The sequence below is a fragment of the Candidatus Dormiibacterota bacterium genome, assembly GCA_035544955.1.
Classification (GTDB): domain Bacteria; phylum Chloroflexota; class Dormibacteria; order CF-121; family CF-121; genus CF-13.
Genome location: DASZZN010000018.1, coordinates 69,973 through 94,618, shown reverse-complemented (window position 1 = coordinate 94,618; position 24,646 = coordinate 69,973). Strand labels below are relative to the sequence as shown.

26 protein-coding genes are annotated in these 24,646 nt (G+C 65.3%); 7 read left to right on the top strand and 19 right to left on the bottom strand.

Annotation, left to right across the window (positions count from 1 at the left end; all coding sequences use genetic code 11):
• Nucleotides 1-4: 4 nt before the first annotated feature.
• A complete protein-coding gene (locus VHK65_07470; protein HVS05991.1) occupies nucleotides 5-2,095 on the bottom strand; it encodes an FAD-dependent monooxygenase in 2,091 nt (696 codons plus the stop codon).
• A 2-nt stretch (nucleotides 2,096-2,097) separates the two neighbouring features.
• Nucleotides 2,098-2,937: an LLM class flavin-dependent oxidoreductase gene (locus VHK65_07465; protein HVS05990.1), complete on the bottom strand. Its 840-nt coding sequence runs from the start codon at nucleotides 2,935-2,937 to the stop codon at nucleotides 2,098-2,100.
• 41 nt (nucleotides 2,938-2,978) lie between these two features.
• On the opposite strand from VHK65_07465, the gene VHK65_07460 reads away from it, so the two are divergent.
• The 3 genes from VHK65_07460 (at nucleotide 2,979) to VHK65_07450 (ending at nucleotide 4,695) form a co-directional block, all read left to right on the top strand.
• Nucleotides 2,979-3,806: an enoyl-CoA hydratase family protein gene (locus tag VHK65_07460; GenBank protein HVS05989.1), complete on the top strand. Its 828-nt coding sequence runs from the start codon at nucleotides 2,979-2,981 to the stop codon at nucleotides 3,804-3,806.
• Nucleotides 3,807-3,868: 62 nt separating this feature from the next.
• Nucleotides 3,869-4,207, top strand: coding sequence for a RidA family protein (locus VHK65_07455; GenBank protein ID HVS05988.1), 339 nt, complete (start codon nucleotides 3,869-3,871; stop codon nucleotides 4,205-4,207).
• A gap of 89 nt (nucleotides 4,208-4,296) precedes the next feature.
• Complete coding sequence (locus VHK65_07450) at nucleotides 4,297-4,695, top strand: DUF5655 domain-containing protein (GenBank protein HVS05987.1); 399 nt, start codon at nucleotides 4,297-4,299, stop codon at nucleotides 4,693-4,695.
• Here the strand turns inward: VHK65_07450 and VHK65_07445 are convergent.
• Nucleotides 4,692-6,065 (bottom strand): CHRD domain-containing protein, encoded by a 1,374-nt coding sequence (locus tag VHK65_07445; GenBank protein HVS05986.1) that lies wholly within the window; start codon nucleotides 6,063-6,065, stop codon nucleotides 4,692-4,694. The two genes, VHK65_07450 and VHK65_07445, sit on opposite strands and share 4 nt — an antisense overlap.
• A gap of 125 nt (nucleotides 6,066-6,190) precedes the next feature.
• Nucleotides 6,191-6,664: a hypothetical protein gene (locus tag VHK65_07440; GenBank protein HVS05985.1), complete on the bottom strand. Its 474-nt coding sequence runs from the start codon at nucleotides 6,662-6,664 to the stop codon at nucleotides 6,191-6,193.
• 85 nt (nucleotides 6,665-6,749) lie between these two features.
• On the opposite strand from VHK65_07440, the gene VHK65_07435 reads away from it, so the two are divergent.
• Nucleotides 6,750-7,841, top strand: a complete 1,092-nt coding sequence (locus VHK65_07435) for a hypothetical protein (GenBank protein ID HVS05984.1) — start codon at nucleotides 6,750-6,752, stop codon at nucleotides 7,839-7,841.
• On the opposite strand, the gene VHK65_07430 is transcribed toward VHK65_07435, so the two are convergent.
• From VHK65_07430 to VHK65_07410, 5 genes are read right to left on the bottom strand one after another with little or no spacing between them, the layout of a single operon-like run.
• A complete protein-coding gene (locus tag VHK65_07430) occupies nucleotides 7,838-8,941 on the bottom strand; it encodes an acyl-CoA dehydrogenase family protein (protein ID HVS05983.1) in 1,104 nt (367 codons plus the stop codon). The genes VHK65_07435 and VHK65_07430 overlap by 4 nt on opposite strands.
• 35 nt (nucleotides 8,942-8,976) lie before the next feature.
• Complete coding sequence (locus VHK65_07425; GenBank protein HVS05982.1) at nucleotides 8,977-9,756, bottom strand: SDR family NAD(P)-dependent oxidoreductase; 780 nt, start codon at nucleotides 9,754-9,756, stop codon at nucleotides 8,977-8,979.
• A 2-nt stretch (nucleotides 9,757-9,758) separates the two neighbouring features.
• Complete coding sequence (locus VHK65_07420) at nucleotides 9,759-10,712, bottom strand: pyridoxal-phosphate dependent enzyme (protein HVS05981.1); 954 nt, start codon at nucleotides 10,710-10,712, stop codon at nucleotides 9,759-9,761.
• Nucleotides 10,709-11,704: an ornithine cyclodeaminase family protein gene (locus VHK65_07415; protein HVS05980.1), complete on the bottom strand. Its 996-nt coding sequence runs from the start codon at nucleotides 11,702-11,704 to the stop codon at nucleotides 10,709-10,711. Before VHK65_07415 ends, VHK65_07420 begins: the two co-directional genes overlap by 4 nt.
• The gene (locus VHK65_07410) at nucleotides 11,704-12,717 is read right to left on the bottom strand and encodes an aldo/keto reductase (protein ID HVS05979.1); all 1,014 of its coding nucleotides are present in this window, start codon (nucleotides 12,715-12,717) and stop codon (nucleotides 11,704-11,706) included. Before VHK65_07410 ends, VHK65_07415 begins: the two co-directional genes overlap by 1 nt.
• Before the next feature lie 18 nt (nucleotides 12,718-12,735).
• Between VHK65_07410 and VHK65_07405 the strand changes: the two genes are divergently transcribed.
• Nucleotides 12,736-13,518 (top strand): cupin domain-containing protein, encoded by a 783-nt coding sequence (locus VHK65_07405; GenBank protein HVS05978.1) that lies wholly within the window; start codon nucleotides 12,736-12,738, stop codon nucleotides 13,516-13,518.
• 3 nt (nucleotides 13,519-13,521) lie between these two features.
• Here the strand turns inward: VHK65_07405 and VHK65_07400 are convergent, their stop codons facing one another.
• The 6 genes from VHK65_07400 to VHK65_07375 form a co-directional block, all read right to left on the bottom strand.
• Nucleotides 13,522-14,187: an ABC transporter ATP-binding protein gene (locus VHK65_07400; protein ID HVS05977.1), complete on the bottom strand. Its 666-nt coding sequence runs from the start codon at nucleotides 14,185-14,187 to the stop codon at nucleotides 13,522-13,524.
• Nucleotides 14,188-14,251: 64 nt separating this feature from the next.
• A complete protein-coding gene (locus VHK65_07395; protein HVS05976.1) occupies nucleotides 14,252-15,040 on the bottom strand; it encodes an ABC transporter ATP-binding protein in 789 nt (262 codons plus the stop codon).
• Entirely contained in the window at nucleotides 15,037-16,281 is a 1,245-nt protein-coding gene (locus VHK65_07390; GenBank protein HVS05975.1) for a branched-chain amino acid ABC transporter permease, read from the bottom strand. The genes VHK65_07395 and VHK65_07390 overlap by 4 nt, the downstream gene beginning before the upstream one ends.
• The gene (locus VHK65_07385) at nucleotides 16,278-17,204 is read right to left on the bottom strand and encodes a branched-chain amino acid ABC transporter permease (protein ID HVS05974.1); all 927 of its coding nucleotides are present in this window, start codon (nucleotides 17,202-17,204) and stop codon (nucleotides 16,278-16,280) included. The genes VHK65_07390 and VHK65_07385 overlap by 4 nt, the downstream gene beginning before the upstream one ends.
• Nucleotides 17,205-17,244: 40 nt before the next feature.
• Nucleotides 17,245-18,510 carry a branched-chain amino acid ABC transporter substrate-binding protein gene (locus VHK65_07380; protein ID HVS05973.1) on the bottom strand — a complete coding sequence of 422 codons (1,266 nt, stop codon included), beginning with the start codon at nucleotides 18,508-18,510 and terminating at the stop codon, nucleotides 17,245-17,247.
• Nucleotides 18,511-18,556: 46 nt separating this feature from the next.
• Nucleotides 18,557-19,726 (bottom strand): aminotransferase class V-fold PLP-dependent enzyme, encoded by a 1,170-nt coding sequence (locus tag VHK65_07375; protein HVS05972.1) that lies wholly within the window; start codon nucleotides 19,724-19,726, stop codon nucleotides 18,557-18,559.
• 18 nt (nucleotides 19,727-19,744) lie between these two features.
• Between VHK65_07375 and VHK65_07370 the strand changes: the two genes are divergently transcribed.
• Both VHK65_07370 and VHK65_07365 read left to right on the top strand, forming a co-directional pair.
• Nucleotides 19,745-20,917: an aminotransferase class I/II-fold pyridoxal phosphate-dependent enzyme gene (locus VHK65_07370; protein ID HVS05971.1), complete on the top strand. Its 1,173-nt coding sequence runs from the start codon at nucleotides 19,745-19,747 to the stop codon at nucleotides 20,915-20,917.
• Nucleotides 20,917-21,237 carry a hypothetical protein gene (locus VHK65_07365; protein ID HVS05970.1) on the top strand — a complete coding sequence of 107 codons (321 nt, stop codon included), beginning with the start codon at nucleotides 20,917-20,919 and terminating at the stop codon, nucleotides 21,235-21,237. The genes VHK65_07370 and VHK65_07365 overlap by 1 nt, the downstream gene beginning before the upstream one ends.
• On the opposite strand, the gene VHK65_07360 is transcribed toward VHK65_07365, so the two are convergent.
• The 4 genes from VHK65_07360 to VHK65_07345 are packed head-to-tail and all read right to left on the bottom strand — an operon-like array spanning nucleotide 21,230 to nucleotide 24,586.
• Nucleotides 21,230-21,991: an NAD-dependent deacylase gene (locus VHK65_07360; protein ID HVS05969.1), complete on the bottom strand. Its 762-nt coding sequence runs from the start codon at nucleotides 21,989-21,991 to the stop codon at nucleotides 21,230-21,232. The two genes, VHK65_07365 and VHK65_07360, sit on opposite strands and share 8 nt — an antisense overlap.
• Nucleotides 21,988-22,839 carry a PIG-L deacetylase family protein gene (locus VHK65_07355; GenBank protein ID HVS05968.1) on the bottom strand — a complete coding sequence of 284 codons (852 nt, stop codon included), beginning with the start codon at nucleotides 22,837-22,839 and terminating at the stop codon, nucleotides 21,988-21,990. The genes VHK65_07360 and VHK65_07355 overlap by 4 nt, the downstream gene beginning before the upstream one ends.
• Nucleotides 22,839-23,810 (bottom strand): electron transfer flavoprotein subunit alpha/FixB family protein, encoded by a 972-nt coding sequence (locus VHK65_07350; protein ID HVS05967.1) that lies wholly within the window; start codon nucleotides 23,808-23,810, stop codon nucleotides 22,839-22,841. The genes VHK65_07355 and VHK65_07350 overlap by 1 nt, the downstream gene beginning before the upstream one ends.
• Nucleotides 23,810-24,586 carry an electron transfer flavoprotein subunit beta/FixA family protein gene (locus VHK65_07345; GenBank protein HVS05966.1) on the bottom strand — a complete coding sequence of 259 codons (777 nt, stop codon included), beginning with the start codon at nucleotides 24,584-24,586 and terminating at the stop codon, nucleotides 23,810-23,812. Before VHK65_07345 ends, VHK65_07350 begins: the two co-directional genes overlap by 1 nt.
• Between the last annotated feature and the right edge of the window lie 60 nt (nucleotides 24,587-24,646).

The following is a 24,646-nucleotide window of genomic DNA, read 5'->3' as shown; positions in this document are numbered from 1 at the left end:
GACGTTACCCGGAAGCCGACAGCTCCAGGACGCAGAGGTCGGCGCGACCGGCTGCCAGAATGGTGTTGACGTCATCGGCGGTCGTGATGTTGCCGGAAGCGATCGTCGGGATGCCCGCCTCGTTTCGGATGCGGTCGCTGGCCGGGACCGCGAAGAGGCGCCGGTAGTCGGGGCGGCTCTCCCAGACGGTTTGACCCATCACCGCGTGGACCAGGTCGCCACCATGGGCTTTCAGCATCGCACCGATTTCAACCGATTCATCCGGGGTCAACCCGCCATCGGCCCAGTCGCTGGCTGAGATCCGTATCAAAAGCGGGCGCTCCCAGGCCACGCGGACCGCGTCGAGGACCTGGATGGGAAAGCGCATGCGGTTCTCGAGCGAACCGCCGTATTCGTCGCTGCGCCGATTGGTGAGCGGCGAGATGAACCCGGCGACGAGATATCCCTGCGCGAAGTTCAGCTCCAATGCATCGAGACCGCAGCCGGCTGCCACCTTTGCCGCTAGGGCGAAGACCTTCACCACATGTTCGATGTCGCGCCCCGTCATCGCCTTCGGCAGCGCAGCGTGAGGCGTGTACGCGATGGGCGAGGCCGCCATCAGTCGCCACCCGCCGTGACGTAGCGGCCGGTCGACACCCTGCGAGCGTGGCCGCATCGAGCCCCGGCGGCCGGCATGACCGAGCTGTAGCGCTACGCGACTACCGGCCTGGTGTATCCGCTCGACCGCCGATCGCAGATTGTCCTGCTGGGCCCGGTCGATCAGCGGCGTCTCAGGTGTGATGCGGCCGTCCTCGGTCACGCTCACGAACTCGGTGATCACCAGGCCCGCCCCCAGGCGAGCGGCTGCCTCGAGGTCCGACCCCGCGGCGACCGCCACACGATTGGGGATGGTCAGTTCTCCGATGCGGAACGGTGTGAACATTGGGGGCGGGCTCAGCCGGAAAGCACCGTCTGGCGACCCGCTCGCGGCGGCGGCGAACCAGGAATCCACGGTGCGCACCAGCTCCGGGTCGCGCTGTGTCAGGTTGATGTAGGTAATCCGCCGACTACGAGTCAGCAGGTTGAAGGCGAACTGCCGTGGGTCGAAGCGCGTATAGCGCGAGACATGCTCGAAATAGCTGGAACTTTCGAGCGCGGCCTCCTGGAACCGCTCGACCACCGGCTGGCGCTCCATCTCGTAGTCGTTGAGGGCCGCGGCGGGGTCGCGATGCCGGCGCAACGCATCAACCAGCGCAATGCTGTCCTCCATCGCCAGCTTGGTGCCGGACCCGATAGAAAAGTGAGCGGTGTGGGCGGCGTCACCGAGCAGCACGACGTTGCCGTGGTGCCAGCTTTCCTGGCGCAGCGTGGCGAAGTTGACCCAGAGCGAGCGGTTCGACATCAGACGCCGCCCATGGAGCTCCGGTTGGAAAAGGGCTTCGCAGTAGGCGATGCTGTCGGCCTCACTCGCCGATTCCAGGCCGGCACGGCGCCAGGCTTCCTCCGGGCACTCCACGATGAAGGTGCAGGTGCGGGCATCGAAGGGATAGGCGTGGACCTGGAACAGGCCGTGATGGTTGCGACGGAAGATGAAGGTGAAGGCGTCGAGCGGAAGATCGCTTCCAAACCACACGTATTTCGTCGGATGCACGGCAAGTTGTGCCTTGAAGAACTCCGCGTAGGTCCGGCGAACGAGGCCATTGATGCCATCCGCGCCGACGATGAGATCGGCGCCCTCGAACTCGCCGAGATCGCGGACCTCGTGCTCGAACTCGAGCCGTACCCCGAGCGCCCGGCAGCGCCGCTGAAGGATATTGAGCAGCACCTTGCGCGAGATCCCGGTAAAGACATGCCCGCGTGAACGGACCTTCGTGTCCTGGTAATAGATATCAATCGCATTCCAGCGAGCGAAGTTCTCGCCGATCTCGGTATAGGTCTCGTAGTCGGCATCCCGTAGCGCTCCAAGCGTTTCCTCGGAAAAGACCACTCCCCACCCGAAGGTGGCGTCGGGTGGATTGCGCTCCACCACCAGGACCTCGTCGCTCGGGTTGGCCTTTTTCGCCAGCAGCGCGAAGTAAAGTCCTGAGGGTCCGCCGCCGAGAACGGCGTAGCGCACCGCTAGCGGATCACCTCGGCCAGGCGCTCGATCTGCTCGAGGTTGAACACCGTGGGGAACAGCACCAGCTCATCGCAGCCCGCGTCTTCGTAACCCCGGATGAAGTCGGCGATGGCGCCGGGCGATGTCAGGTTTCCCGCCGCGATCTTCTCGGCAAACGGTCCCGTGAAGGCGTAGTAATGCCGGAGATACTCGGCGCCGGCCTGCACGGTCCCATCGCCGAGCGCGAAATAACCCATCCCCCACAACTGAGGCTTTCCCGGCCGGCCCAGATCGGACCAGGCGGTAAGCGCTTTGGCTGCGGCGCCGGCAAAAGCGCGTGGCGGTCCGCCTCCATGCATGTAACCATCTCCGTAGCGCGCCATCCGGGCCAACGCCTCGCCGCTGGAACCGCCGACCAGCATGCGGGGACCGGGCGCCTTCGGCGTTGGCCCGATCTTCCCCTCTTCCCAGATGTCGCGGATGGCTTCCAACTGCTCGCCAAAGCGGCGACCACGTCCGCGGCTGTCGATGCCGGAGGCCGCGTAATCCTCGCCGCGGGCACCAACCGCCAGGCCAAGGGTGAGCCGCCCACCCGAGAGCGCATCCAGCGAGGCGGCCTGCTTGGCGAGGATGGCCGTATTACGAAGCGGCGCGATCGCGACCATGGTGGCCAGCCGGACTCGACTGGTTACCGCAGCCGCTGCCGCCAGCGCGGTGAAGGGCTCGTAGTTCTGGTAGGCGACGCGGTCCACCACCCCCAGAGTGCTGAACGGACCGGCGTCCGCCCGCTTCGCCCACTCGAAGAGGAGCTCGGCGCCGATTCCCGACGTGGAGGTCGGCAGGCCGACCCCGATGTTCATGTATCCGTCGCTCCTTCGGAGGAGATGATAAGTTTTTGCGGATGACAGCGTTCCGTGGGTCGGCGGCCCCGCCACAATCGTGGAACCACTTCGGCTTCGCCGTCGACGACGGGATCGCCACGCTCACCTTCGACCGTCCGCAGAAACTGAATGCTCTGACCTTCGAGGTCTATGCGGATCTCCGCGACCTGCTGACCGATCTCCCGCAGCGCGAGGACGTCCGGGTGCTGGTCATCACCGGCACGGGCCGCGGTTTCAGCTCCGGTGGCGACGTCACCGAGATCATCGGCGAGCTCCAGAAGCTGGATCCGCGCGACTTACTGGCCTTCACCCGCATGACCGGAACCGTCACCCAGCGAATGCGCGACTGCCCGCTTCCGATCATCGCCTCGGTCAACGGGGTCGCGGCCGGGGCCGGCGCGGTGATCGCGCTCGCCGCCGACCTTCGCCTCCTCGCCCGCTCGGCCACGTTCTCGTTTCTGTTTACGAGAGTCGGGCTATCGGGTGGCGACATGGGCTCCGCCTACCTGCTCCCGCGGTTGATCGGCCTGGGCCGCGCCAGCGAGCTGCTCTTACTCGGCGAGCAGGTGACCGCCGACCGGGCCCTCGCCGTCGGGCTCGCCAACGCCGTGGTGGACGATAGCGAGCTCAGCGCGGCCACGACCGAGGTGGCCCGGAGGCTCGCGCAAGGCCCGGCGCTGGCCTACGCCGCGACCAAGATGCTGATCTCGAAACAACTGGACATGAACCTCGGCGCCGCGCTCGAGCTGGACAGCATGACCCAGGCGCTGCTGATGAAGAGCGTCGACCATGCGGAGTTTTACGCGGCATTCCGCGAAGGGCGGCAACCGAATTGGACCGGCCGATAGAGAGCCCCCACGAGATCCGCAATCCGGAAACCCTCCCGCCTCCGATGGGTTTCTCTCACGCGGTGGTAGCCCAGACCGGCCGCACCGTCTACCTGGCTGGGCAGACAGCACAGCGGCCCGACGGGAGTCTCGTGGCCGGCACGATGGCCGAGCAATTCGACGTGGCCGCCGGCAACGTCGTGCTGGCCCTGGAGGGGGCCGGCGCTCGTCCGAAGGACCTGGTCAGCCTGCAGATCTTCGTGACGGACGTCGACGAATACCGGCGCCAGTCGAAGGAAATCGGGCAAGCCTATCGGCGGCATTTCGGCCGCCACTACCCGGCGATGGCGCTACTCGAGGTCCGCCGGCTCTTCGATCCCAAGGCCATGGTCGAGCTGATTGGGATCGCCGTCACCGCCTGAGCCCGTCCATGCGGTCGCTCTGGCGGTGTCCGCGCTGCGGTCGACGCTTCGCCAACCGCAATCAATCGCACACTTGCGCTCGCCGTACCTTGACCGAGCATCTCGCCGGGAAATCGCCCGAGGTGGTCGCGCTCTACCGACGCTTCGCGACGATGGTGCGAAGCTGCGGGCCGGTGACCGTTGTCCCGGAAAAGACCCGGATTGCGTTCCAGGTTCGAATGAGCTTCGCGGCCGTGATGCTCAAGCGACGGTGGCTCGACGGCCACGTGGTCCTCGCCCGCCGCTTGGAAGACCCGCGCTTTCGCGCCATCCAGACGATCTCGCCCGGAAACCATGTCCACCAGTTCCGGATCGAAACGCCGGATCAACTCGACGATCGGGTCAGCCAGTGGCTACGCGAGGCCTACGCCGTCGGCGAGCAGCGACATCTGCGAGCGAGAAGAGGGCTTGCCTCGAGCGCAAGCCCTCTCCATGCGTCGATCGACTAGTCGCCCTCTTGATCCGCCCGCATGATGATCTGGCCACGGATCTCGCCACCCGGGTGATTCGGCAGCGTGTGGACGTTCACGTACGCGTCACCGCTTCGGATATCGGTAAGGAGCTCTGCGAGTGGATGGCCGGCGAGCGGTCCCTTAAAGTCCGCAGCCGTAAACGTGCCCTGCGACAGGAGACCGTTGACCGTTCCGGTTGGCGTGGCCGAGCTAAAGAGGAAAACGACAACCGGACCGTTCACGCCGGAACCGTTCAGGTGGATGTGCGATGCGAAGACACCGGTGATGTTGTGGACCTCCAGCCGGAAATGCACGGCACGTCCGTTTTCGTCCATCCAGAAGATGGCGTGTCCGGTGGCCAGCGAGGTGCCCGGTGTCGACGAGCCGCTGGTGATGACCTCGCCAGTGCCCGTGAGCGACGCCTTGAACCCTTCGTCTCCCGAAACCACTTGCCCTCGGATCTCACCGCCCGGATGGCTGGGCAGGGTATGCACGTTGACGTAGGCATCGCCGCTGCGAATGTCGGTCAGGAGCTCCGAGAACGGATGGCCAAAGAGCGGCCCCACCAGGCTAGCTGCAGTGATGGTCCCCTGTGAGAGCAGGCCGTTGACCTCGCCCGTCGGCACAGCCGAATTGAAGAGGGGGACCACGACGGGCCCGTTGACCCCGGCGCCGTTGAGGTGGATGTGCGCCGCGAAGGCCCCGGTCAGGTGGGACACCGTCAAGCGGTAGCGGAGCGCGTGCCCATCTTCACTGAGCTGGAAGGTCGCCATACCAGTTGCCAGGGACGTCCCCGGTGCGGACGTGCTGGTCGTGATGACTTCTTGCGTTCCGGTCAGGTGCGCGGCGAAGCCACCGTCTTCGCCGGCGTTTGCAAGCACCCGTCCGCGGATCTCGCCGCCCGGGTGGTTGGGCAGCGTATGGACGTTGACGTACGCGTCACCGTTGCGGATATCCGTAAGGAGCTCTGAAAATGGATGGCCGAACAATGGGCCGACGAAGTCGGTAGCCCGGATCGTCCCCTGTGAGAGGAGACCATTCACTTCGCCTGTTGGCTGGGCGGAATTGAAAAGGAAGACAACCACTGGACCATTGACCCCGGCGCCGTTCAGGTGGATGTGCGCCGCGAAGGCCCCGGTCAAGTGGGAGACGCTCAGGCGATACCGAAGGGCCTGCCCGTCTTCACTGAGCCGGAACGTAGCGAGGCCGCTCGCCAGCGAGGTTCCCGGCGTCGACGTCCCGGTCGTAATGACCTCCTGGGTCCCAGTGAGGTTGGCAATCGCCGGACCCTGCCGCGAAGCCGTAGCCGAAGCCGTCGTGAATACGGAAACAACGAGCACACTGGCGATCGCCAAAAGTCGCCTCATCAGAATGCCTCCTCCACAACCCCAAGCGCCTTGACGCGACGCCTTGGACGTTACCCCAACTGCCCGCCGAAGTCGAACCCTATCTCGGTTTCTTCGGACAGGGGTTACAGCATGGCCGCTCGAGACTAGGCCGTGGCGAGATCGGGTAACCGATCGAAGAAAGGCGGCCAGTCGCCATGATATGAAACCTCGAACTCATTGGCATGTGCCGCCCCGGGACCATCAACGAAGATGGCCAGTCCCCAGGTGTTGTAGCCAGGGTAGTCACGTGGCACGGAGCAACAGCCGAAGCTGGGCGACAGTCCGTAGTTTCCTGAGACCGCGACCACCCAGATGAGCTCGTCACGGTTGCCGCCGCCTAATTCCGGATCGGCGCGCTGCAAATCGCGACGGTACATCAGCTTTGCCTCCACCCGGGAAAACACCTTGTGGTCGTATCCCTGGAGTCCCGCGTCGATGACGGACTGTTTCGAGAGATGCGGATGAACGGGCGCGCTCGGCGGAGCACCCAGCGCAACGACCAGGCCCACCACAGCGAGAGGAAGCAGCCCGTAGATCAGCCTCGGCCACCGAGCTGCAACGGTCGAGAGACGTCCCATCTACGAATAACGGGTCGCGTGGGTTCCTCCTTCCGGCTACTGTCTCGCTCCGTAATTTCTGGGCGGCTCCGACCTTCAATCGATCATGCGACAGGCCATACTCTTGATCGCGCTCGCTCTGGCCGCCTGCCAGCCGCAGGCTTTGGCCCATGTCACGCCATCCGCGGCGTCCGCAACTCACTCACCCGGGCCGGCTGCCCCTCCGGGCGACCTCATTTACATGCAGGATCCGAACGCGCCGCGGATGCTCGAAATGGATTGGTCCGGCAAGGTTCGAGGATCGGTATCCGCACAGGGTTTCGGCATACCTTCGCCTGACGGCTCCAGGTTCTTCCGGTCAACTGATCGCATCGTGGTTGAGGACTGGCGTGGTCACACTCTCGGAGCACTGGACGCCGACGCAAGCTCCTATGGTTTAGGAACCTGGGCTGACGATGGCCAGCACTTCTGCGGCATCGTCTTTCCGCCTGGGAGTGGCCCCGACGCCGGCAAAGCCTCACTGTGGGTCGGTGCCCCAGGCGAGACTGGCCGGATTGTCGCCGCTGTTGGCAAACCAGGATCGCAACCCGGAGTCGCGGCGTGCTCCCTCAAGAACAACCGGGCAATCGTCGCCGGAGGGCTGTCTCCCCACTGGCCCCCTGGTGCAAACCGCTACCTGATCACGGCCGAGATCCAGGTTGTAAACCTTACGACCGGCGCCATCGAGTTCGAACGTGATTATCCGCTCGGCAACCTTGGAGGCCAGTTAGAGACGGGGCCGCGAGGCGACTGGGTGCTGGTCGCCGCATCTCCCGACGCACGTTATGTCGCCGAAAACGGCATCTTCAATGGCACCGCCACTATTCGGGAGGTCCCCACGGGCAAATCCGTAGCGACCCTGCAAGGGAGCGTTCGTGGCTTCAGCTCGGACGGAACTCGGATCGTCGTCGACGTCGGAACTGGAGGATCTGCCGAAGTCCAGGTCGCGACCTGGTCGGACCAGAAGGTGGTCTGGCGTCGTCCCGGGGTGGCGGTCACAATGCTTGCCCGCCCAAATTCGAACGACATCATGATTGGCGTGACCAGTCCTTCGGGCGACAACAGCGACCTCATCGCGGTGGACGCCGACGGCAACTCCCGCATCGTCATCCGAAACGCGTCGGTTACCTGGCCCTGCCCCTGCGCGATCGGCGTTTAAGTGACGCGCGGTTCGCTGCGGGCTCGAAAGAGGTCCCGGGCGATGATCTCCCGCTGGATCTCCGACGTCCCCTCGTAGATGCGAGGTGCGCGGACTTCACGGTAGAGGTGTTCGAGCAGGTGCCCACGTTCGAGGGCGACCGCGCCATGCACCTGGATCGCGACGTCGATCACCTGCTGCGCGGTCTCGGTGGCAAATAGCTTCGCCATGGCCGAGCGCCGCGCCACATGCTGGTCTCCTCGGTCATACGCCTCCGCGGCCGAGTACACCAGTGCCCGGGCCGCCTCGAGGCGGGTGGCCATCTCGGCGAGTTGATGGGAAACGGCCTGGAACTCTTTGATGGCTCGCCCAAAGGCCTGCCTGGTGGAGGCATGCCCGACGGCGGCGTCGAGTGCGGCCTGCGCCATCCCGATGGCGGAAGCACCCACGCTCGGCCGGAATAAGTCGAGGGTCCGCATCGCCAGCTTGAAGCCCCGGTCGACCTCGCCCAGGACCTGCTGCTCCGACACGAACACGCCATCCAGCTCGAGCCGGCCGATCGGGTGGGCCGAGAGCAGGTGAAGCGTGGATCCACTCAGCCCCTTCGCGTCGCCATTCACGATGAAGGCCGTGATCCCCTTCGTTCCCGCCCCGGGCGTGGTCCTGGCAAAGATCGTGTAGACGTCCGCATCCGGCGCGTTCGAGATGAAAACCTTGGTGCCTGACAGCCGATAGCCTTTGTCGTCACGCTCCGCACGCAGCGCAAGCGCTCCGGCGTCGGTCCCGGCCTCAGGCTCGGTCAGCGCGAAGGCGGCGACGGCCTCGCCGCGCGCCACCGGTGCCGCGTACCGTCCGGCTTGCTCCTCGGAGCCGGCCAGCACGATGGGATAGGCGCCCAGGGTCTGAATTGCAATGGCGTTCTCGGACGCAGTCGATTCCCGGGCCAGTGCCTCGCGAACGACGCAGAGATCGATGGCGGAAACGTCGCCCTCGCGCGTCCCGCCGGCACGTTGCGGAAACAGCCGCGGCAACAATCCTCCCTCTGCCAGGTCGTGGATAAGGCGCCGATTGACCCGTCCCTCCTCCCCAGAGGCAGCGACCGGCGCGAGTTTCCGGGCCATCGCGGTCGCCTCGCCGGACAAGCGCTCCCTGTCCGTCATCCCTGCACGGCGCCCCCATCGATGACGATGCCCTGGCCGTTGACGCCCCGGGCCGCTTCCGAGCAGAGGTAGGCCGTAAAGGCGGCCACTTCCTTGACGGTCATCAGACGTCCCTGAGGGCTGAACCCTTCGAGGATTTTTCGGGCATCCTGTTCGGTGCGCCCGGTCAGCTTCGAGATGTTCGCCGTTGAGGCATCGGTCATCTTGGTATCGACGTAGCCAGGGCAGACCGCGTTGACGGTGATCCCTCGAGTGGCGACCTCCGCCGCCACCGCGCGGGTCAGGCCCAGCAGCGCATGCTTCGAGGCGGCATAGGCCGCGATGTAGGGCGCACCCACTTTGGCGGCGATCGAGGCGATGTTGACGATCCTCCCCCACTTCGCCTGGAGCATCATGGGCAGCGCCGCTCGCGTGCAGTAGAAGGCACCCGTCGCGTTGACCCGCAGCATCCGATCCCACATCTCGTCGGTGGTATCGGTGAGCTTGGCGCTGCCCGCGATTCCGGCGTTGTTCACGAGGATCAACGGTTCGCCGAGCGTGCTTTTGACCTGGGCGAACATCGCGTCCACCTGCGCCCGATCGGTGACGTCGCAGACGAACGGCTCGCCATGCCGCCCCGTGGCACGGATCGCCGCCACGGTGTCGGCCAGCTCATTGCCGGAGCGAGCCGCTACCGCGACATCCGCGCCGGCCGATGCCAGGGCTAGGGCAGCCTCGCGGCCGATGCCGCGGCCCCCGCCGGTAACCAGAGCAACGCGGCCGGTCAGCTCCGCCAACGTCAGTGCTCGCCCAGGATCTTGGTCAGCTTGGGCAGGTCGATGTTGCCGCCCGAAACGATGCAGGCGATGCGCCCCTTCCCCGCATTCCCCGATAACGCCACCGCGAGGGCGACGGCGCCGGCTCCCTCGGCAATCACCCGATTGCGTTCCGCCATCAGGCGCAGGGCCGCCGCGATCTCATCGAGGCTCGTCGTGAACGAGCCGTCGAGTAGCTCCCGTGCCATAGCCAGCATGTTCGGGAACACCGTCTTGCTGCCGATGCCGTCGACGAACGACGGCTGGTAATCGACCACCTGCGGCGAGCCGGCCTTCAGCGATGCCCTGAGCGGCGCGCCGGTCTCGGCTTCCACCGCGTAGATGCGGACCGATGGCTTGAGCGCGCGAAGCGCGGTGGCAATGCCGCCCGCTAGCCCGCCGCCGCCCCACGGAATCAGGACCGTATCAACCTCGGGAAGGTCATCGAGCAGCTCGAGGCCGATGGTGCCGTTGCCGGCCATCACGTGATCGTCATCGAAGGAGTGAATGAAGACGGCATCGATTCCGGGATAACTTCGATCGGTAAAGGTCTGCCACCAGCGGTCGAAGGGGACCTTGATCACGCGGCCGCCGAGCCGCTCGATCGCCTGTACCTTGGTGTCCGGCGCGTAGTCGGGCGCGATCACCGTGCACGGAATGCCGAGCCGGCGCGCGTTCCACGCGGCCCCCTGCGCCATGTTGCCGGCGCTCGCGACCAGGACGCCCTTGGCGAGCTCCGCCTTCGACCTCGCGCTCATCGCGTTGGCGGCACCGCGGATCTTGAAGGACCCGATCGGCTGCAGGTTCTCCAGCTTGAGATAGATCTCAGCAGGCGCATCCCAGACGTTGAGCCGTACCAGCGGGGTGCGGATGCCGGCCTGGGCCACCACCGGCCGTGCGCGGCGGATTTCGTCGATGTCCAACCCGGTCGCCTTCACATGTGTACCTTCTGACCGGTCCCCGTTTCACGCGCCCGGCGAACCAGATAGGCGGCGGAGGCGACATCTTCTACCGCGAGCCCGAGCGATTTGAACAGCGTCAGCTCGCGGGGCGACCGGCGGCCCGGGTTCTTGCCGATGATGACCTCGCCCAGCTCGGCCTGCACGTGGTCAGCCGTGACTGCATCCTCGCGCATCGCGATCAGCAGGTCACCGGCCTCCGCAAGCGCCGACTCGCGACGGTCCACGAATAGGCGCGAGGCCACCATGGTGGCGGTGTCGATCTCGCGCGAGGTCGGTATCGAGGATCCGACCGCGTTGATGTGAACGCCCTCCTTGAGCCACTCGCGCTTGAGGATCGGTTGGGGGCTTGCGGTTACGGTTGCCACGAGATCGGCCTCACGGACCGCTGCTTCGGCGCTTGGCGCGGCCTCGATCGGGAACCCGAAGCGCCGGCGTAGCTCCGATGCCAGGGCGGCGGCGTGTTCCGGGTTGCGGCTCCAGATGCGGACGCGACGGAGCGGCCGGACGGCGGCGATCGCTTCGATGTGGGTTCGTGCCTGCACGCCGGCGCCCAGGACCGCCAGCTCGCTGGCGTCAGGCCGGGCGAGCACGTCAGTCGCCACACCCGACACCGCCGCCGTGCGGATGGCGGTTATGGCCGCTCCGTCCAGCAGCGCGGACAGGCGTCCGGTGTCCGCTTCAAAGAGGAGCACCGCGCCCTGGTGGGTATCGATGCCGCGGCTGGCATTGCCGGGGAAGACGGACACGGCCTTCAGGCCGAGCGCGCCTTCCTGTCCCTCGCGCGGCGAGATGTAACCGGGCATCAAGCCAAGAAAGCCACTGACCCCGGGCACGCGCATCACCGTCCGCAATGGAACCAGCGCCTCTCCTCGGGCCAGCGCCGCGAGGGCGTCGCGCATCACCTTGATGCATTCCGGCATCGGCATCAGCTGCGCGACCTGCTCGCCATTGAGGACCAGAACCTCCATTAGGCCGCCGCCTCCATCCGTGAGACCAGCGCCTCGCGCCCGTCGCTCGTCAGATGCACGTCGACGGCCTCGAGCCACGGCCGGAACTGGTCGACCGTGCGCGGGCCGATCAGCGCCGACGTGACCGCCGGGTGGCTGAGGACCCAGGCCAGAGCCAGCGTTCCGGTGTCCAGGCCGCGCTCTGCGGCGGCAGCGCGCAGGGCGTCGATCGCCTTGAAGTTGCCAGCGGTCATCAGGTTCCCGTAGGGCTGCGGTCGAAGGTCGACGCGCGACCCCGCTGGTGGCCGCTCCCCAAACCGATATTTGCCGGTCAGCAGGCCGCCGGACGTCGGACTGTAGGGTGTGACGGCCATCCGCTCGTTGATCGCAAGCGGCAGGACCTCGGCCTCGATGGCGCGTTCCAGCAGGCTATAGCCGTTCTGCACCGATTGGTACCGATGCACGCCCAACCGGTCGCTGGCGGCCAGCGACTCGCGTAGTTGCGCGGCCGTGATGTTGCTAGCGCCCACATGCCGCACCTTTCCCGCGTGCATCAGGTCGTTCATCGTCTGCAGCGTCTCCTCGACGGGCGTGGCGGGGTCAGGCTCCATGATGACGTACAGGTCGAGGTAGTCGGTCTGGAGCCGACGGAGGCTGCCTTCGACCGCCTGCATGATGTGGCGTCGTGAGAGACTCCGGTCGTTGGGGCCCTCGGCGATTGCGTAGAAGACCTTGGTGGAGAGCACCAGGCGGTCCCGCACCTTGCGCTCCGTCAACCAGGCGCCGATGATCGTCTCCGAGACCCCACCTCCGTAGCTGTCGGCCGTGTCGAAATAGTTGATGCCGGCATCCCAGGCGCGGTCCATCAAGGCAAAGGCGGTCGCCTTGTCCTCCCCCTTCCCGAACAGTTCCGGCGCCGACCCAACGCCGCCAAATCCCCCGCAGCCCAGCCCGAGCACCGAGACCTTCATCCCGGTCCGTCCGAACGCGCGGTACTGCATTCCCTTCGTCGAGATGGTAAGCGTTTCGGCCATTGCTATCATCGGCAGCGAATGTCGGTGCAGCAGGGGGCGCGCCTTCGCCATCAGTCAGAGATTGCCAGCCTTCCCCTGGAGGGCGGCATCCTGCAATGGACGGTCGATCGGGATCTCGGGGCCCAGCATGTCATGGCGTACCGGCTGGTGCTCGAACCCGACTCCGCTCTGAGCCATGTTCACAGCGGCGCCGAGGAAGCCCTCTACGTCCTCGAGGGCGCTGGCGAGGTCCACGTGGAGGGAGCGAGGCACCAGGTCGGCGGGGGGCAGGCGGTCTTCATCCCCGACAGCGCCGAGCATACCTACGTGAACACCGGGGCGACGCCGCTGGTCATCGTGGGCGCGATGGCGCCACCCATCGACCTCGGTGACATTCATCCGGCGATGCCGCGACTGGACCTATCCGGCCTGAAATCCTCGAGTCTCAACGAAAGGGGTGTGGCTCCCACGATGATGGACGAACGTCAGGTCACGCCCACACTGATGGGTGAACGCAGCTTCCGGGTGTTGGTCAGTCCCGAGGTCGGATGCCGCCAGATGACCCAGTTCACGGGCGTGATTCCCACGGGGCGGGCGCCGCTCCATGCCCACCCCCATGAAGAGGCGGTCTATATCCTGGCCGGGACGGGGCGGCTCTGGATCGAGGACGCTCCGGTCGGCGATTTGCGCGCCGGCTCTGTGGTCTTCTTCCCCATCGGCGTTCGGCACACCCTGGAAAACACCGGCCGCGAAGACATGAAGGTGCTAGGCGCCTTCTCGCCTGCGGGCTCTCCCGAAGCCAAGCTTCCTCCGAGCCGCTAACCGCTACATTCCGAGATAGGCGCGCTGCATCTGCGGGTTCTGAAGCAGTGAGGCTGCCGTGCCGGCGAGGACAACGCGGCCGCTCTGCAGCACGTAGCCGCGGTTGGCGATGCCCAGCGCCATGGTGGCGTTCTGCTCGACCACGAAGATCGTGATCCCGGTCGCGTTCAGGCGCTGGATGGTCTCGAACTGCTGCTCCACCAGCACCGGCGCAAGTCCCATCGATGGCTCGTCCATGCAGAGGAAGCGGGGGCGTGACATCAGCGCCCGCGCCATGGCCAGCATCTGCTGCTCCCCGCCCGACATCGTGCCCCCCTTTTGCGCGCGCCGCTCCCGAAGCCGCGGGAACATCTCCAGGACGCTCTCGAGATCCTTGTCGATCTCGGCCCGGTCGTTCCGGATGAACGCGCCCATCATCAGGTTCTCCAGCACGGTCAAACGAGGAAAGATACGCCGGGCCTCGGGAACGATCGCGATTCCGTGCGCGACGCGACGCGAGGTGTTCCAGTTGGTGATGTCCTCGCCCTCGTACCATACCGACCCTTTCGCCGGCCGCACCGAGCCGATGACGGTCTTCATCGTGGTCGACTTGCCGGAGGCATTGCCGCCGAGCAAGCAGACGATCTCGCCGCGCCGGATTTCCATGCTGACGTCGCGGAGCGCAGGCACCGGTCCGTAGCGCACCTCGACGGCCTGCAGGCGCAGGACGACGTCCGCTTTGGGCGGAGCCGCGTTAGCCGGACGCTGCCCGTCGGCCGAGGTAGGCTTCGACGACTCTTGGATTGCTGCGAACCTCCTTGGGCAAGCCCTCCGCGATCTTCGCGCCGTGGTCCATGACGACGACGCGATCCGAGATCTCCATCACCAGCGGCATGTGGTGTTCGATCAGGAAAATCGTAAGCCCGCGGTCGCGCATGGAACGAATCAGGCCGGCCATTTCGATGCGCTCGTACGGGTTCATCCCGGCAGCCGGCTCATCTAGTAGTAGCAGCTTCGGCCGCGCGGCCAGCGCCCGGGCAATCTCCGTACGCCGACGGTTGGCGTACGAAAGGCTGAACGCCGGGTCGTCGAGCCGCGCCTCGAGCCGTTCGCGGAAGAGATCGATTGCGGTGAGCACCTCCGCCTGGGCGGCCCGCTCCGCTCGCATGGTCGTAGGCCAGAACGTGACCGAGCCCAGCATGCCGCTACGGGTCCAGTGGTGGGTGCCGAGCAAAATGTTCTCCCGCACGGTGAGCTGCGGGAACACGCGGATGTTCTGAAAGGTTCGGGCGATCCCATGACGCGTGATCCGATGTGCCGGCTGGCGCACAAGCTCGCGGCCGAGCAACCGCACGGACCCCGCGGTCGGCTTCAGAATGCCGGAGATCAGGTTGAACACGGTGGTCTTGCCGGCACCGTTTGGGCCGACGAGACTGACAATCTCACCCTGGTTGACATCGACGTCGAAGCGATCGACGGCAGTCAATCCGCCGAAGTGGCATTTCAATCCTCGGATTTGTAGGACGGGCGTGCCGTCGCTCATGGCTTCGGCTCCGGTGCCACGATCGCGCCCGAGGCGCTTTCCAGGTCGGCCGCGTCGCGATCCGTCACGGCAGGAAGCTCGGATGCCTCGATTGCAGACTCGGCGCTGAGCAGCTCGACGGTGCCTCCCATGGCGGCGCGCGGCCGAATGGAAACGATGCCAAGCAGTCCCTGCGGCCGGAAGATCATCAGCACGATAAGAACGATGCTGAAAACCACGTACTTGTAGAGGACAAGCTGCTGGAGTACGAAGGGCAGGATGGTAACCAGCGTCGCGCCGACGATCGAGCCTGGAATGCTGCCAAGGCCGCCCAGCACGACCATGATGAACACCAACACCGTCCCTTGCACGTCGAAGCTGCCGGGGAAAGCATTGTGGATATAGGCCGCGTCGATCAAGCCGACGATACCCGCCATGACCGCGCTGGTACAAAAGGCCAGCAGCCGATACTTGAAAGTGTTCACCCCCATGGCGCGCGCAGCCAGCTCGTCTTCGCGGATTGCGACCCAGGCCCTTCCGGTGCGAGATCCACGCCATCGAAGCAGGCAGAAAACGCTGATGGCGAGGAATCCCAGAAAGATCCAGTAGTACGTCCGCGATTGAAGGGCGGCGCCGTGGATTAAGGGCACCCAGGATGGCAGCCGGAGAGCATCGACCATGTGAATGCCGGCCGTACCACCGGTGAGGTTGAAGTCACTCGGCCCGAACTGATGGCCCGCCAGCACCGGAGGGCGGTCGAGATCGATCGTGATCTCTCGAATGATCAGGCCGAAGGCGAGGGTGACAATCGCGAGGTAGTCCCCGCGCAGGCGAAGTGATGGGATCCCGACGAGAAGTGCGAAGCCGAGCGTCACCGCAACCACCGTGACGAGAGCCGACCAAAGGGGCAGATGCTGATGGAGCTGATCACTCGCGACCAACGCGTAGGCGTAGGAGCCAATGGCGAAGAACGCGATGAAGCCGAGATTCAGGAGTCCCGCATAACCAACAACGAGATTGAGAGCGACCGCCAGGCATGCGTACATGGCGCAGGTGGTCAGAATGCGGATCCAGAACTCCGCGCCGGTCCAGGCCGAGTTATCTTCTACGTACTGCAACACAAGAGGCACGGCAGAAGCGACGATCAGCAGCGGGAATAGAGCCTGCGGTTTGGTTAGCGCCCGGTTCCACCCATACGGTCCCGACTCCCATAAGCGCTTGAGCCAGTGCACTGGTTCAGCGTCAGCGACGTGCGCGCTCACGCGCGGTCCGTCAGTGGCTGGCCAAAGAGTCCCTGAGGGCGAACCAGAAGCACCAGGATCAGCGCCAGGAAGGCGAACGTGTCTTGGTACTGGCTGCTAATGAAACCGCCGCCCATGCTTTCCAGAACGCCGAGCAACAGACCGCCGACCATAGCACCCCGGAGATTTCCAATCCCGCCGATCACCGCAGCCGTGAAGGCCTTGATCCCCAGCAGGTAGCCCATGAAGAAATTCACCGTTGAGAAGCGGAGGCCGAAGAGGATCCCGCCAACCCCGGCCAATGCCGACCCGATGAGGAAGGTCACCACGATGACCCGGTCGACGTCGATGCCCATGAAGGTGGCCGCTTCGCGATCTTGCGCGGTGGCCCGCATCGCGCTGCCAAACCGGGTGCGAAAGACGAACAGATCGAGGCCGACCATGAGAAGAATCGCGGCGACGAACAGCGTGGCGCCCATGAATGGAGTCGCGACGTTCCCAACCTGAAACACGACTTGCGGCGTCAGCGAGTTGCTCGGCACCAGCACCGGCGCGGGGCTGATCTGCACCTGGACGACACTCTCGAGCAACAGGGAGACGCCGATCGCCGTGATCAGCGGCGCGAGACGGTTGGCATTTCGAAGGGGTCGATAGGCGATCCGCTCGATGCCGACCCCGAGGAGTCCGCTTCCTCCTATGGCCGCCAAGACCATGAGGGCCACAACGAGGGCCGCCGGAATGGAGGCGACGCCATTGTGGACGAAGAGGACCGCGACGCCTGCCGCAAGGAAGCCGCCCGCCATGAAAACGTCGCCATGCGCGAAGTTGAGCATTTCCAGGATGCCATAGACCAGCGTGTAGCCCAGGGCGATGAGCGCATAGAGGCTTCCTGCTTCCAGCCCGTTAACCAGCTGCTGCGGAAAGTTCTGCAGGAAGTAATCCATTGTCGGAAACGGGGACGGTTACCCGTCCCCCGGCTACTGCTTACCCGCTAAGAGACTTCACGGCGACCATCGTAGGCGCGGCGATGGTGCCTTGCGCCTGGAAGATACCAATGGTTACGTTAGTGACATCGCCCTTGCTGTCGTACTTGATCGGCCCAAGGATCGTGTTGAAGGTGTCACTGCCCAGGTGGCTCAGGACGTCCTTGCGCGAGATCTTGCCGTTATTGACCGGTGCATTGGCGATAGCCTGGAGCAGCACCTGCGTGGCAGCGTAGGCCGAGCCGTAAAATGGCCCCGCGTCGCTGATTGAGTTGGCGCCGTACTCCGCCTTATAGCCGGCGACGAAACTGGCTGCCGTCGACACACTCTGCGGATCCGCGGTCACGTTCGAGGCGTACGCGCCGAGGTAAGCTCCTTGAGACTTGGTGATGATCGACGAGTCGTCCTCTCCGTCCGTACCGAGGAAGTTGATGTTCTGGCCAATGTTGAGCTTCGCTTGCTTCATCTGCTGAACCAGCGGCGCAGTCTCGCTGCCTTCATCGGCGAAGAACACCCAGTCGGCGTTGAATGCCTTCATGTTCGTGACGACAGTCGTGAAGTTTGTCTGGCCATTGGTGGCGACGTCACGCTTTGTCTGAACGGTCGATGCATGCGCCTTTAGGTAGCTTTCAACGGCGTCCGCAAGAGGTCGGGAGTAGTCGGTCCCTGAGTCGAGAATCTCGATCTTTTTAGCGCCCTTGTCGATCATGAACTGCCCGTCAAGGGCTGCCTGCTTGTCGTCGCGAGCGTTGACGCGATGAGCCACGGTGTAGCCGCCCTCCGTGACCTTGATGGCCGACGCCGACTCCGTTACAAATGGCAGCGGCGGATTCGCACTCTGGAGACCCGGTTCAGTCGCCAAGACCTGACTTGAGTTCATCGGGCCAACGACGCCGAGAATGGTGGGATCCGAAAAGCCCTGGGCCTGGAACGTCGTCGCTGTCTGGGAGTTGTGTTGATCATCCCAAGGAACGAGGTTAACCTGGGTCCCGTGAACGCCGCCGCTGTTATTGAAATCCTTGACCGCAAGCCGGATACCTCGCAAGGCTCCTGCCCCGATCGAGGCCTCGTCGCCGGTGAAGGGTCCTTCCGCCGCGATCTGGACCTTGTCGGGTTTGCTGGGCGCGGTTCCGGTTGTGCTGCTCCCGCATGCCGCCAGCCCCACGCTGGCCATGGCAGCGAGAACAAGAATCCTTGGCTTTACCATCCTCCCTGTCGACCTCCTCTTCCTTTGTCGAAGACCTAAATTCGTGCGCTCTTTATACACGCTTGGACGACGGAGAGCAACCGCCGACCGGCGGCTCTAACCCTTTCTAATTCGGCGCCTGGACAAGCAGGTCGGGATGCCGGTCGATCGCATCAAGGACCGCGTCCACGTCCGCGGCGGTGTTGTAGTAGTGCAGCGATACCCGTAGGGAGCCGTCGCGGGTCGAGCAGAGGATGCTCTCGCGAGCCAGCGCCTCGACGAGCTTGGGCGCGTCGGTCGATCGAACCATGACCAGCGGACCCCGGTCGGCCGGCGCCTCCGGCGTGAGGAGGGCGAGTCCGCGCTCGCGCACACCGTCGATAAACCGTCCGGTCAGTGCCTGGACGTGCGCCTGGATGACGTCGAGCCCCACGGCGGCGAGCAGCTGCAGCGCCGCCAGTGAGGCATAGACATTGGGCACCGGCGGGGACCCGGTCTCGAACCGCCGAGCGGTCGCCGCGTAGCGCAGGTGGTGGACGTCGTAGGCGAACACGTTCTCCTGCCCGAACCAGCCCGAGTCGCTCGGCTCGAAGCGGTCGATCAGCTCCTGCCGCATGTACATGAAGGCCACACCTGGCGCGCCCAGCAGGTACTTCAGCGCACCGGTCACCAGGATGTCGACGTCGAGTGCCTTGACGTCCATCGGCTGCGTTCCCATGCTCTGGTAGGCGTCAATCAGGAGATAGGCGCCTCGCTCGTGGGCCAGCTCGGCCAGTGCGCTGATGTTGTTTTTGAACCCGTTCTTGTAGCAAACCTGGGTGGTGGAAACCAGCGCCGTCCGGTCATCGACCTCGTCCTCGAAGGCGCTGAGGGGCAGGCGGGTCCCGGTCGCCTTCGCGAACGCAACCTGGGCGCCCCGGCGCTGCTGCGCCAGCCAGATATGGCCCACGGTCGGGAAGTCGAAGTCGCTGGTCACGACCTTGGGGCGCTCTTTGTAGCTGAGTGCGCTGGCGAGGGAATTGAGGGCGGTCGACACGGAGAAGGTGACCGCGACCTCGGCCGGCTCGGCGTTGATCAGCCGCGCGAACTCGACTCGTAGCTCCTCCATCCGCCCCACCCAGATCTCCCAGGGATTGCCGTGGGTGTGCCAGGACTCCAGGAACTCGTGCATGGCGGCTTCCACCGGCCTCGACAGCGCACCCTGCGAGCAGCTGCTCAGGTACACCTTCTGGTCGAAGATAGGGAACTGTTTGCGGAACGCCGCGACGCCGTTGTCCTGGACGGTTGGGCGCGACACTTCTGGCATTCTAGTGTCGTGCCGCGCGCCATGATCTCCCGCAAGTCGGGCTTGTTCACCGAGTCGGTCATCCGCGAGATGACGCGACTGTGTATCGCCGAGCATGGCGAGAACTGCCTCAACCTGGCACAGGGATTCCCCGACTTCGCTGCACCCGCCGAACTCAAGGAGGCGGCGGTCGACGCCATCCGCAAGGACTTCAATCAATACGCCACCACCTGGGGCGCCAAGGTCATGCGGGACGCGATCGCGGCCAAGACGAAGCACTTCCGGCAAATGACCGTGGATCCCGAGACGGAGATCACCGTCTGCTGCGGTGTGACCGAAGCGATGCTGTCGACCATCCTCGCGCTGGTCGACCCTGGCGATGAGGTCATCATCTTCGAGCCCTTCTACGAGAACTACGGGCCGGATTGCATTCTGTCGGGAGCAACACCGGTGGTTGTCCCGCTCGTACCGCCTGACTGGCACTTCGACCGGGACCAGCTGCGGCGGGCCTTCAACGCGCGAACGCGCGCGATCATCATCAACACCCCACACAACCCGACCGGCAAGGTCTACAGCCGCGACGAGCTTTCATTCATCGCCGGACTCTGCCAGGAGTTCGACGTGATCGCCATCACCGACGAGATCTACGAGCACCTCGTTTACCGCGGCGAGCACGTCAGCATCGCCACCCTCGATGGGATGCGGGATCGCACGGTGACGATCAACGGCCTGTCCAAGACCTACAGCGTGACCGGCTGGCGGCTGGCCTATGCCATCGCGCCCGCCGAGATGACCAGCGCGATCCGCAAGGTCCACGACTTCGTCACCGTCGGCGCGCCGCACCCCCTCCAGGTCGCGGCCGCGACAGCCTTGCGCTTCCCGGACCAGTACTACGTCGACCTGCTCGACGCCTATCGCGAGCGGCGGGATTTCATCCTCGAGATCCTGGACGACGCCGGTTTCAAATCCTATCCGCCAGACGGCGCCTACTACGTGATGACCGACGTCAGCGGCTTCGGCGAGGACGACGTGAGCCTTGCCCGCCGCATGGTGCGCGACATCGGGCTCGCCACGGTGCCGGGGAGCAGTTTCTACCTGGACCCGGAGCGCGGCCGCCGGCAGATCCGGTTCTCCTTTCCCAAGAAGATGGACACCCTGCGACGCGCGGCTGACCGGCTCAAGAAGCTGCAGCGGGTTTCCTGATGTACCTCGCCTGCCCGAACCGCTGCAGCACGAACCGGTTCGAGCTCTGGAATGCCTCCGTTTTTGTCGACAGCTCCGGGCGCTACCTCGAGTACAAGGCCGCCGACGCCCCGCTGTATCGGTGCACCGAGTGTGGTAGCCCGGTGGTCGACCTGGGTGAGGTCCCCGGTGCGATGGCTGCCGATCGCGAGGCTGAGGAAAGCCCGGCCCGCGAGTATGCGTGCCCGAGCTGCGAGGAGCTGTTCAGCGCGCCGAAAGAGCAGACCATCGTTGTCTGTCCCGCCTGCGGCCAGACGTTTCCCGTGCCGGAACCTACCTAGCGGCCCCGATCCGGCTGACGATCTCGGGAAGGACCTCGCCGGCTTTGCCATGGATGACCGTGGCGGCGACGTCGTCGAACGGGGTGGCCTCGGCGTTGACGATGCACAAATCGGCGCCGTGCTCGCGAGCCAATCGTGGAATGCCAGCCGCCGGGTACACCTGCAGCGAGCTGCCGACGATCAGTACCACGTCGGCTGCCATCGCCAGGGCCTGCGCGTCTCGCAGCGCCGCCATCGGGAGGGCCTCGCCGAAGAGGACCACGGTTGGTTTGAGGAAGCGGCCGCCGCAGGACGGACAGCTCGGTGGGCAGTGCTCGCGGTTCAGCCGGTCCGCCTGGTCTCGTGGGAAGCGTGCCTCACAATCGAGGCAGACGACCGCGTGCGACGAGCCATGAAGCTCGATCACCTCGCGACTCCCTGCGCGTTGATGCAGGCCGTCGGTGTTCTGGGTGATGACTGCGCGCAGGTAGCCCCGGCGCTCCAGTTCGGCGAGTGCGCGATGGGCGGGATTGGGCTGCGCGTCGGGACGCCGATGGTTGAGGCTGTAGGTCCAGTACTGCGAAGGGTCTTTCCGAAAGGTATCGATGTGGGCGACCTTGTAGGGATCGAATTTCGTCCACAGCCCGCCCTCGCCGCGGAAGTGTGGGATGCCGCTCTCCACCGAGACGCCCGCACCGGTGAAGGCGATGCCGGAACGCGCGTTGAGCAACAGCGCTGCGGCCTGGGCGACCGCGGCCTCAGTGGCCGTGGTCATCGTAGGCCGGCGAAGAGGTCGTCCTCGGGAATGGGCGCGTCCACCGAGCTGCGCACCCGCTCGAATGTCTCCATAGACCAGGCTTTGGGGCCGAGCGCCTCATTGAGCTTCAGGAACCAGCTGTCTTCCGGGATCTGGGTCCGATGGGCTCGCATCGCGGCGAGCTTCTTGTCGACGAACGCGCTCACGTCAAGCCACGTGGTGACGCGGTCGTCCGAGACGGCGAAGGGCGGCGGCTCGCCGTCGCTGGAGAAGCGGTTCTCCACGCCGGCCCGTTCCATCGCCTCGGCAATCTGCCGCATCACCGATTTCGGAAACGCGGAGTAGTAGAGCTTGCTCGGGCGAAACGGCTCGCCACCCGGAAAGCGCTCCACGTCGGCGGCGTAGAAGAAGGCGCCGATGGCCACTCGGTGAGTCTTGATGTGATCGGGATGCGCGTAACCACCAAACTCGTTTTGGGTGACGATCACCTGGGGACGGACCCGGCGCACGACCTGGATCAGCCGGCCGATCGCTTCTTCCTCATCGGCCTGCCAGAAGGTCTTCGGCTCCCGATTCCGGGGTAGGCCGGCCATGCCCGAGTCCTCGTAACCGAGGAAGACGAGCTCGTTGATGCCGAGGATCTTGACCGCGTTGCGCAGCTCCACTTCGCGGATGGTCGCGAGCCGTGGCGCAGCATCCTTGGGGTCGAGGTCTTTATCGAGGATCTCTCCGACCTCGCCACGAGTCGCGGTGACCAGCGTCGTCCGCACACCCTCCGCGCTGTAGCGAGCCAGCGTTCCGCCCATCCCGATGGATTCGTCGTCCGGGTGCGGCTCGACCGCAAGGAGGCTCAGGTCGCTCGCCATTATTTGCCCTTGCGCGAGCGGACTTCCTGGATCAACTGCGGCACGATCTTGTGGACATCGCCCACGACGCCAAGGTCCGCCATCTTGAAGATCGGCGCCTCCGGGTCCTTGTTGATGGCGATGATCGTCCTGGCACCCTTCATCCCGACCGTGTGCTGCATGGCGCCCGAGATGCCGAGCGCGATGTACACCGTCGGCTTGACAGTCTTGCCGGTCTGGCCGATCTGGAATGAGTAGGGTTTCCAGCCGGCATCGACGACCGCGCGGCTGGCACCGACCGCCGCACCCAGCTCGGCGGCGAGCTCATCGAGCATCTTGAAGTTCTCCGGCGCACCGAGCCCGCGTCCGCCACTCACAATGATGGCGGCATCCTCCAGCTTGGGACCGCTCGCCTTTTCGGTTTCACGCCGCAAGACCCGGGCGACCGGCTTGCTGGTGTCAACCGGATCGGTCAACGTCTCCACCTGTGGCGCTCCGGCGGAGGCTGCCGGCTCCGCCGTGACCGCTTTCGGCCGTATCAAGACCAGCGTCGGACCCTTGGCTTTTGGCACGGTTGTCACCAGCAGGCTGCCGCCGAACATCGGCGAGACGATGGCCCAACCGCCGTCTTTGGCGCCGATGTCGGTAGCGTTGGCGATCAGGGCCGTTCCGAGCCGTGCGCTGAGGCGAGACGCCACGTCGCGACCGTCGTAGGTCATGCCGAAGATCACCAGGTCGGGTTTGTCCTTGGCAAGCAGACGCGCCAGCAGCTCCACCGCCGGCGTGGCAAGGACGTCCCGAAAGGCGCCATCTTCGTGGACGTAAACCTTCTTCGCGCCGTACTTCCCGAGCGTTTCCACCGACTTCGACGCCCCCGGGCCGAGCGCGACAGCGGTCATGTCCCCGAGGGAGCGCGCTTTCGTCAGCAGCTCGAGCACGACGGGCTTCGGCGTGCCGTCGACGGTCTCCGCGAAGACCCAGACGCCGGCCATCAGATGACCTTCAGCTCTTTGAGGAAATCGGCGACGCGTTTGGCCCCGTCGCCCTTGTCCTCGACGATTTCCCCGGCCTTGCGCGCCTCGGCCGGCGTCGCGTCGACGACTTCCTGGGTCAGGGCGGCTTTGCCGGCCTGGCCGTCCAGGCCGATATCGCTCAGTCCGACCTGCTTCACTTCCTTGTTCTTCGCCTGCATGATCCCCCGGAGCGCGGGATAGCGCGCCTCGTTGATGCCGCCCGTTACGGTCACGACGGCGGGCAGGGGCGCCTCTACCACGTCGTAGCCGTCGTCGGTCTGCCGGTCGATCACGGCCTTGCCCTGGGCGACCTCGAGCTTCTTGGCAAAGCTGAGGAGCGGCAGCGCGAGGAACTCGGCCAGCTGTGCGGGGACCGCCCCGGAAGAGCCGTCAGTGCTCTCGGTGCCGCAAATGATCACGTCGTACGTCTGACCCTTGACCGCGGCCGCGATGGCGCGGGCGGTACTGATCGCGTCGGAGTTTTCCAGTGCCGTATCGGTGACCAGGATGCCGCGGTGTGCGCCCATGGCGAGCGCGCGCCGAATGGCGTCGACCGCCTTGGGCGGGCCCATCGAGATGACCGTGACCTCGCCCGCATCCTTCTCGACGATCTGCAGTCCCGCTTCGACCGCGTGCTCATCACCGGGGTCGAGGACCAGGTCGACGCCCTCGCGGACCAACCGCTTGGTCTGAGGGTCGAGCTTGCCCGGCGCGTTGGGATCGGGAATCTGCTTTATGCAGACGAGGACGTTCATAGGTGGCTACATCCATTATGGATAAACAGCGCCCAGTCGAACAGATGTTTGTACTATGAT

Bases quoted from the DNA above. Each gene is read 5' to 3' on its own strand.
- VHK65_07465 (HVS05990.1), bottom strand. From the start codon at position 2,937: ATGAACATCGGGGTCGGCCTGCCGACCTCCACGTCGGGAATCGGCGCC.
- VHK65_07460 (HVS05989.1), top strand. From the start codon at position 2,979: ATGACAGCGTTCCGTGGGTCGGCGGCCCCGCCACAATCGTGGAACCAC.
- VHK65_07445 (HVS05986.1), bottom strand. From the start codon at position 6,065: ATGAGGCGACTTTTGGCGATCGCCAGTGTGCTCGTTGTTTCCGTATTC.
- VHK65_07440 (HVS05985.1), bottom strand. From the start codon at position 6,664: ATGGGACGTCTCTCGACCGTTGCAGCTCGGTGGCCGAGGCTGATCTAC.
- VHK65_07435 (HVS05984.1), top strand. From the start codon at position 6,750: ATGCGACAGGCCATACTCTTGATCGCGCTCGCTCTGGCCGCCTGCCAG.
- VHK65_07430 (HVS05983.1), bottom strand. From the start codon at position 8,941: ATGGCCCGGAAACTCGCGCCGGTCGCTGCCTCTGGGGAGGAGGGACGG.
- VHK65_07415 (HVS05980.1), bottom strand. From the start codon at position 11,704: ATGGAGGTTCTGGTCCTCAATGGCGAGCAGGTCGCGCAGCTGATGCCG.
- VHK65_07410 (HVS05979.1), bottom strand. From the start codon at position 12,717: ATGGCCGAAACGCTTACCATCTCGACGAAGGGAATGCAGTACCGCGCG.
- VHK65_07405 (HVS05978.1), top strand. From the start codon at position 12,736: ATGTCGGTGCAGCAGGGGGCGCGCCTTCGCCATCAGTCAGAGATTGCC.
- VHK65_07395 (HVS05976.1), bottom strand. From the start codon at position 15,040: ATGAGCGACGGCACGCCCGTCCTACAAATCCGAGGATTGAAATGCCAC.
- VHK65_07385 (HVS05974.1), bottom strand. From the start codon at position 17,204: ATGGATTACTTCCTGCAGAACTTTCCGCAGCAGCTGGTTAACGGGCTG.
- VHK65_07365 (HVS05970.1), top strand. From the start codon at position 20,917: ATGTACCTCGCCTGCCCGAACCGCTGCAGCACGAACCGGTTCGAGCTC.
- VHK65_07360 (HVS05969.1), bottom strand. From the start codon at position 21,991: ATGACCACGGCCACTGAGGCCGCGGTCGCCCAGGCCGCAGCGCTGTTG.
- VHK65_07355 (HVS05968.1), bottom strand. From the start codon at position 22,839: ATGGCGAGCGACCTGAGCCTCCTTGCGGTCGAGCCGCACCCGGACGAC.
- VHK65_07350 (HVS05967.1), bottom strand. From the start codon at position 23,810: ATGGCCGGCGTCTGGGTCTTCGCGGAGACCGTCGACGGCACGCCGAAG.
- VHK65_07345 (HVS05966.1), bottom strand. From the start codon at position 24,586: ATGAACGTCCTCGTCTGCATAAAGCAGATTCCCGATCCCAACGCGCCG.